The organism is Candidatus Cloacimonadota bacterium (assembly GCA_028706475.1).
In the GTDB taxonomy this organism is placed as follows: domain Bacteria; phylum Cloacimonadota; class Cloacimonadia; order Cloacimonadales; family Cloacimonadaceae; genus UBA5456.
This window is the reverse complement of sequence record JAQWBI010000010.1, coordinates 45,298-52,042: the sequence shown is the minus strand read 5'-3', so window position 1 is coordinate 52,042 and position 6,745 is coordinate 45,298. Positions and strand designations below refer to the sequence as shown.

Sequence of the window (6,745 nt, the reverse complement as noted above, 5' to 3'; positions counted from 1 at the left end):
AATCAGCATGAAGGCAACCATGGCAATCAGCAACAATCTGTTCATTAGATCCTCCAGGGTATGAATATTCATTTATCGACTTTCACAAAGATTTGGGATTGCACTATCTGTCAAGAAAAAGCTTTGATGCTTAGAATGGAACCTGTATGGATGTTTACGATTTCTCCCATATCTTTTCGGACGATCAAGGCTCCTTTCAGGTCAATTCCCAGTATTTGAGCTTCAAATGAAGTGCCCCCCGAATCAATTACTGCATCATGGTCTTTGCCAAAGAGATGCTCGTTACAATACGTAATGTATGTGATTTCATGAGCAAGAAGGCGTTCGCTCTTCTCTACTGCATTGATCAGATTGTAACAAAGCTCTACGTTCGATATCTCATCACCTAAAATGCTTTTCAGACTGATAGCACCAAATTTCCCTAACTCTGAGTCAATTTCGTTGTTTGTATTCAATCCCACCCCGATCGTATAACGTCCGGGATGGCTTTTACAGAGTAGACCGCCCAGTTTCTTTCCGTCGTAGATAAGATCATTTGTCCATTTAATCTGCAACTTGTCAGACAGAGGCGAAAACAGGCGACATAGCTCCTTGTGCACACAGTATCCGGCAAACAGTGCAAAAGAAGATACTACTCCACTAGACATCAGGTCAAAAGTGAACCACAATCCTCCGGGCGGAGATAGCCATATATGATTGTCTCTGCCTACTCCATCGTCTTGTGAGCCGGTGCGAACGGAAATCAGACCATTATGGTACTCCCGTAGTCTCTTATACTCCAGCATCGTGCTGTCCAGCACATCATAGTAAAAAAAGCTTCTCTCTTTCATCGCTCTATATACATGGCATCGCCATAACTAAAGAATCTGTAGCGCTCAGCAATTGCTACCTGATATGCTTTGCGGATAAAACTGTATCCGGCAAAAGCAGAAACCATCATCAATAGAGTGGATTCTGGTAAATGGAAGTTCGTAATCAGTGCATCTGGGACTTTAAATTCGTATCCGGGAAAGATGAAGATGTCTGTCCAACGATTGCCGCTTTGTAGCTTTCCAGCTTCCCAGAAGCTTTCCAAAGCTCGAACGGAGGTGGTGCCCACTGCAATAATTCTGCGCCCTTCTGCTTTAGCTTCATTTATCGTCTCAGCAGTATCGGCTGAGATTTGAACACATTCGCTGTGCATCTTGTGCTCGGTTATGATGTCGGTTTTAACTGGCCGAAAGGTGCCAATCCCAACATGAAGAGTAAGCTCAGCGAACTGTATTCCCTTGCTTTTGCACTTCTCAATTAATTCATGGCTAAAATGCAATCCTGCTGTTGGAGCAGCCACAGATCCTTGTAGCTGCGCATATACGGTCTGATATCGCGTTCTATCGCTTTGCTCATCGGGACGATCAATGTATGGAGGCAAGGGAATGTGTCCTATGCGTTCTATCTCTTGCCAAAACTCCCCGCTGTATTCAAGCTTTATGTCGTGTACTCCATCGATGTTTTCAGGATATACCCAACCTCTCATATTGCCTGAGAAGGTAATGTATTGCTCTTGTTTTATTCGTTTGGCTGGGTATAGAAGGCACTTCCATTTATCCGTCTCGGAAGAAGGATTTAGCAATAGTACTTCGATCTTTGTTCCATTGTCTTTATGCCCGAATATCCTGGCCGGAAACACCTTGCTGTTGTTCAGTACCAAAAGATCGCCTGGACGCAGTAAATCGGGCAAATCAGTAAATGTTCTGTGACTGATACCCTCATCTGTAGCATACAAATGCATCAAACGGGAGTGATCTCTTTTATCGGCGGGATACTGAGCGATCAACTCCATGGGGAGATCATAATGGTACGCTTGCTTATAATGCAAATCCGTGGTCATTTCAACTTCAGGGGTACCTTTTGTGCGCTATCCAAGGTTGCTGAAAAAGAACCGAAAGTAATCTTGCTTTCCAGCTTCACAGGGATTTTGTACTCATCATTAGTGACCCAAATAAAGATGTCTCCTGTCTGCTTGAACACTGCTTCTCCTTTCAGTTTTGGTTCAATAACCAGACATTCCACTTCACCAAATATACTCTTCACTTTCTCTTTGCGATGGACAACTACCTCAGTAGGCATAATGCGGCCGTCGGCAGTGATATTTACCATCAATCTTTGTCCAACCTTTAGGGGTTGATGACGTACCCAATAAAATGCACTCAGAATATCCTGTGAATCCATGGGTAAATCCATCTCAGTGTTGTCGAAGCGGCTGTTCTTGAAGTGCCACCTTTGATACGTTGTGCGTCCACGGGCGTGATTGTATATATGTACTCTGTGCTGGCGGTATTTCCCTTCTTGAAGATTCTTGGCGAATTTGTAGGGCAAAAGGGATTCTTTATCCCACCAGGACTCAACCCTGTCCCTTACTTTGAAGATCTTGTCGAAGAAGCTATGCGTTTTTGCGTTTGTAGAAAGGTACCACACTGGGTTACCCTGATACACGGATGTCTTGGCTTCCAAAGTAGCCTGACCCGCATTAATGATCCCGTAATTTATGTTGAAGGTAAGCTTCTCTCCATCCATAAACACATTCGCACCTAGATTCACAGCTATCAACAATGCCAGTATTACAATATATCGTTTCATTTACTACCTCCATTCATGATGATTTCCTCTCCACAAAGATTGGAAATCAAAGGGGATATGAGCATGTCTGCAACAGCTTTGATCTCTTGCTTTGTCACCAGTTTACCGGATGCTGTCCGCTCCAGATGCTTTTTAAAATATTCTTTCCTGAATTCCAGATAATCGGAGTTATAATCCTCTTCCATATTCGTTTCTACCGGTCCCGGAGCAAGGCAATTTATTAGAATGTTTCTACCAGCGTTCTCCAATGCGGCGCTTTTTGCCATATTGGCTATAGCAGCTTTGGCTGCAGCATAGGCAGAGCCATTCGCTAATCCGGTTCGGGTAACATCAGAAGTAAATAACACAATCCTACCGAAAGCTCTCGAGCGCATATCCGGCAGTATGGTTTTCAAAAGATTATACACTGGATACACATTATCTTCCAGAACCCTGCGGAAAATCTGAGGATTTATGTCGCACATAGCTTGATGATCCTCACTACGAATCGCGGCACAATGAATGAGACAGTCTATGGATTTCAAGTGATTCAATAGCTTCTGCTCAAGAGCATCCAGATCCCTGAGATCTACCTGAATCTTGGGAGAGATAAGGTCATTAATGCGATCTGTGCGCTGGTGGTAAAGTAAGATTAGCTTATGTCCTTCCGCTTCATAAGCACGGGCAAGAAAGCTGCCTATCTGAGAATTTGCTCCACTGATGAGAATTGTATTCATAAGCTTATTACGCGATCGATTATTAGGTGAGCAAGATCAAATTTGTCGCCTTGAGCAGAGCACAAATTGTGTTTTCGGTCTATCATGAGTATATCGCTAGTAGCAGAACCGGCATGCTTCAGATGATTGGCTACCACCAGATCCAAGTTTTTCTTTTCCAGCTTTTTCTTTGCATTCTCTTCCAGGTTTTGAGTTTCTGCAGCAAATCCGATCAGAAGTTGATTATCCCGTTTCAAACTCCCCAGATCGGACAATATGTCTTTTGTCCTAACCAAGTTCAGTTGAAGATCAGAAGCTTTCTTAATCTTGTTTTCACGATATTCTGCTGGTTTGTAGTCTGATACTGCGGCACACTTGAATATCCAGTCACATTTGGGGGCTTCGAGCATTACTCTATTGTGCATTTCGTCCACCGATAGCGTGTGAAATGCATCACTAATGTAGTAGGGCTTGCTTTCACTGATCGAAGCATATACCAATATTACCTCTGCCCCCCTCAAATATAGCGCACGTGCCAAAGACAAGCCCATTCTCCCGCTGGAACGATTGCTGATCATACGCATGGGATCTATGGATTCAACTGTAGCGCCTACAGTAACCAAGGCTTTTACACTACAAAGGTCTTCTCCATACTCCAGATAGGTGCGAATCGCATACACTATCTCTTCATTGGGAGGATACTTCCCTTTTCCTGTGTAGGCGCAAGCCAACATACCAAATGCAGGATCCAATATATGGTGTCCGCGTAGTTTTAGCGCTTGTAAGTTCTCTCCTGTAACCTGGTTTTCATACATATTCACATTCATTGCTGGTACCCATAATACCTGTTTGCGATGGGCCAACAGTATTGAGTTGAGTAGATTATCCGCAAGACCATGAGCAGCTTTTGCGATTGTGTTTGCAGATGCTGGGGCTACCACTACCAAATCTGCCCAATCCGCAAGGGTGATATGCGGTATAGGATCACTTCCATCCCACAACGAAGTATATACGTCGTTATGCGTGATGGCAGAGAAATTTATGGGCGCAACGAATTTACATGCAGATTCAGTGAGCACTGTGCGTATCTCAAAGCCCATCTTTTGCAATCTACTGGCTAGGTCAATAGCCTTGTAAGCAGCGATTCCGCCGCTCACGCATAGCAGGATTTTGGCATTCTTCATCATAACTTTACCGAGAGCTTCAAAAGGGGGACATTGTGCAGGATATCTATGCTAAATTGAGCATCTCGCTTCTGTTTGCTGTGTCTTAAAGCATCTATACCGCTCCACAAGTGGTTCAAAATGGTAACTCCTAATGCCAGTTGAGCATAAGATTCGAAGTCCAGGGCATCATTACGCATACCGTTGAAAGAAGACTTATGCTGTTCACTATCCCAATTCCAGTAATTATCCTCGCCATAAGCGTGATCATCTATGTACTGCTGCTGGCTGATGGGATCACCGGGATACAGACTCAAGGCTTCCTCCCTGACAGATGCATTATATCCCATGGCGTCGAATCCACTGCTATTATATTTACCCAAATTTTTGTAAAAGCTGCTATCGTAATGCCCTGGGTTGATATGGGCAAACTTCAGTGCATAGGTATAGGATTCATCCCTCAAGAGTTTTGCTTCACTGTTACAATAGAGTTGAGTCCCAATAAAAACGGCTTCAGTAGCCATTTGTGCATATCCGATATTTCTGCCGTTCTTGACTTGAGATAAGCCTGGAATTGCTAATGAGAGCAAAAAGTCCTTATTCTGTGCCCACAATCCACTCAAGGAAACAAGGCAAAGAGAAAACACCAATAGTCTTTTATGAGCACACATTAGAACCTCAATTCACAATTGAGCATCATGCCATCCAATCCGGAAGGCTGGGCGTATAGATGCATATTTCGATTCAAGATAGCTGTATCGACTACGCTAATAGCACGGTTTAGGAGCAACAATCCTATGGAAAGAGTGTGATTCATCTTTGTTTTTTGGTGTTTCTTACGCATATCCCTGTACTTTTCCCAATGAGCATCGGATTGCCATGTCCATTGTTCATCTTCGCCAAAGCTCTCGCTTTGCATATATTCTGCATATCCAGCTGGATCATAGTTCGAGATCAAGTAGTAGTTGCGCGCTATCATTTCCAAGTAATTATTATATTCCTCGCTGCTTTCGTACTCCTGAATGGACTGATAATGACCGTTTGGCATATCCAGAGGTACTCCGGCATATTCGTGAGCATATTGCTTATACTGATCCCTCTGCAAGTCGATATCGTAATCCGTCTTAAAGTAGGAGTATGCAGAGAGGATATCGGCTGCGATCATCACTATACCCCGGTTGGTCTTCCCCATTGCCAGCTCACCACTTCCGGGAAGAATTACGCTCATACCAATATATGCCAAGTGCGACTGAGCTGCCAAAGCTCCGCATAGCATCAGGATAGTGACCAGCAAAATGATATGTTTCATCAGAACGTCCAGTTTAGGTTTATCATGGGAGTAATATGCTGGTTTCTAATCCCGGTATAATACTTCATGCGAAATCCGCTGTCGGTGATGGCGTTGCGGTTGTAACTCTTTGTGACCCGGATAGCGTCCAAGCCTGCTACGATGTGGTTCAAGGCCAGACCAAAGGTAAAGATCTGAGCTTTGCCAAATTCACTTTTGGCATCGTTTCGCATATCTATATAGGTCTTGCGCATGGGGCTGGAGCGGTGATCTGCTTTATCCACTTGCTCGTCGGTGGAAAATCCATGGTCAGGATCATTGTATAGAGGGTAGTTACCTGTCCATATCCAACCCGAATCATTAGCTTCTCCACCTTCAGGATACCAATTCGGATACATAAATTCACCTTGCTCATTTGCAGCAAAAGTATAATACCAATCCGCCCAGCCAAATACGTAGTGAGAATACTTGCCGATGTCCTCATAGAAATGCTGGGAATTGTTGTCGTCCAAGCGGAAGAATAAATCCTCGTATATATCAGCAGTGTTAAAATTGATCAGGTGGCTTTCCACTGATGCTTGTCGCTCCCTGTCATAACGAGTCGTCGTAATTTCTGTTCCATTGTGAAGAGTATATGTGATCTCCTCTCCATTTGCATATCGCTCATAATCTTTTGTCTTGTCGTTGCCACTGTTCTCAAAATAGAGATAACCAGCTATCATCCCAATCTCTACAACCGGAAATATGTATGTGGTTATAGCGCTGCGATCCGCATAAAACTGTCCCGCACCTGGAACCAGCATAGACATCACCATGGCCAGGCGAGCATCTTTTTTATCGTAATTTACCTTGATGAAATCAGCTTCCAGCTTTTCTTCTTCAGGTTCTGTTTCATCCCACAACCAATCTTCAGCACTTTGGGCAAAAAGGCTTACCGCGAGAGTAAGTATGAATAGACAGAGGATAGTATTGCGCATTTG

The 6,745-nt window shown here is 43.8% G+C and carries 8 protein-coding genes; all 8 read right to left on the bottom strand.

What is annotated here, in order from left to right; translation table 11 throughout:
• Positions 1-110: 110 nt before the first annotated feature.
• Positions 111-830, bottom strand: a complete 720-nt coding sequence (locus tag PHF32_03505) for a biotin--[acetyl-CoA-carboxylase] ligase (protein ID MDD4559794.1) — start codon at positions 828-830, stop codon at positions 111-113.
• Complete coding sequence (gene queA / locus PHF32_03500; protein MDD4559793.1) at positions 827-1,870, bottom strand: tRNA preQ1(34) S-adenosylmethionine ribosyltransferase-isomerase QueA; 1,044 nt, start codon at positions 1,868-1,870, stop codon at positions 827-829. The genes PHF32_03505 and queA overlap by 4 nt, the downstream gene beginning before the upstream one ends.
• Positions 1,867-2,619 (bottom strand): DUF3108 domain-containing protein, encoded by a 753-nt coding sequence (locus PHF32_03495; protein MDD4559792.1) that lies wholly within the window; start codon positions 2,617-2,619, stop codon positions 1,867-1,869. The genes queA and PHF32_03495 overlap by 4 nt, the downstream gene beginning before the upstream one ends.
• Positions 2,616-3,335 carry an SDR family NAD(P)-dependent oxidoreductase gene (locus tag PHF32_03490; protein ID MDD4559791.1) on the bottom strand — a complete coding sequence of 240 codons (720 nt, stop codon included), beginning with the start codon at positions 3,333-3,335 and terminating at the stop codon, positions 2,616-2,618. The genes PHF32_03495 and PHF32_03490 overlap by 4 nt, the downstream gene beginning before the upstream one ends.
• Entirely contained in the window at positions 3,332-4,501 is a 1,170-nt protein-coding gene (coaBC, locus tag PHF32_03485; protein ID MDD4559790.1) for a bifunctional phosphopantothenoylcysteine decarboxylase/phosphopantothenate--cysteine ligase CoaBC, read from the bottom strand. Before coaBC ends, PHF32_03490 begins: the two co-directional genes overlap by 4 nt.
• Complete coding sequence (locus PHF32_03480; protein MDD4559789.1) at positions 4,498-5,001, bottom strand: hypothetical protein; 504 nt, start codon at positions 4,999-5,001, stop codon at positions 4,498-4,500. The genes coaBC and PHF32_03480 overlap by 4 nt, the downstream gene beginning before the upstream one ends.
• 146 nt (positions 5,002-5,147) lie before the next feature.
• Positions 5,148-5,786, bottom strand: a complete 639-nt coding sequence (locus PHF32_03475; GenBank protein ID MDD4559788.1) for a hypothetical protein — start codon at positions 5,784-5,786, stop codon at positions 5,148-5,150.
• Positions 5,786-6,742 carry a hypothetical protein gene (locus tag PHF32_03470; protein ID MDD4559787.1) on the bottom strand — a complete coding sequence of 319 codons (957 nt, stop codon included), beginning with the start codon at positions 6,740-6,742 and terminating at the stop codon, positions 5,786-5,788. The genes PHF32_03475 and PHF32_03470 overlap by 1 nt, the downstream gene beginning before the upstream one ends.
• Between the last annotated feature and the right edge of the window lie 3 nt (positions 6,743-6,745).

What these genes read in the sequence shown, in the direction of transcription:
- coaBC (MDD4559790.1), bottom strand. Translation starts at nt 4,501, where the DNA reads ATGATGAAGAATGCCAAAATCCTGCTATGCGTGAGCGGCGGAATCGCT.
- PHF32_03490 (MDD4559791.1), bottom strand. Translation starts at nt 3,335, where the DNA reads ATGAATACAATTCTCATCAGTGGAGCAAATTCTCAGATAGGCAGCTTT.
- PHF32_03480 (MDD4559789.1), bottom strand. Translation starts at nt 5,001, where the DNA reads ATGGCTACTGAAGCCGTTTTTATTGGGACTCAACTCTATTGTAACAGT.
- queA (MDD4559793.1), bottom strand. Translation starts at nt 1,870, where the DNA reads ATGACCACGGATTTGCATTATAAGCAAGCGTACCATTATGATCTCCCC.
- PHF32_03470 (MDD4559787.1), bottom strand. Translation starts at nt 6,742, where the DNA reads ATGCGCAATACTATCCTCTGTCTATTCATACTTACTCTCGCGGTAAGC.
- PHF32_03475 (MDD4559788.1), bottom strand. Translation starts at nt 5,786, where the DNA reads ATGAAACATATCATTTTGCTGGTCACTATCCTGATGCTATGCGGAGCT.
- PHF32_03505 (MDD4559794.1), bottom strand. Translation starts at nt 830, where the DNA reads ATGAAAGAGAGAAGCTTTTTTTACTATGATGTGCTGGACAGCACGATG.
- PHF32_03495 (MDD4559792.1), bottom strand. Translation starts at nt 2,619, where the DNA reads ATGAAACGATATATTGTAATACTGGCATTGTTGATAGCTGTGAATCTA.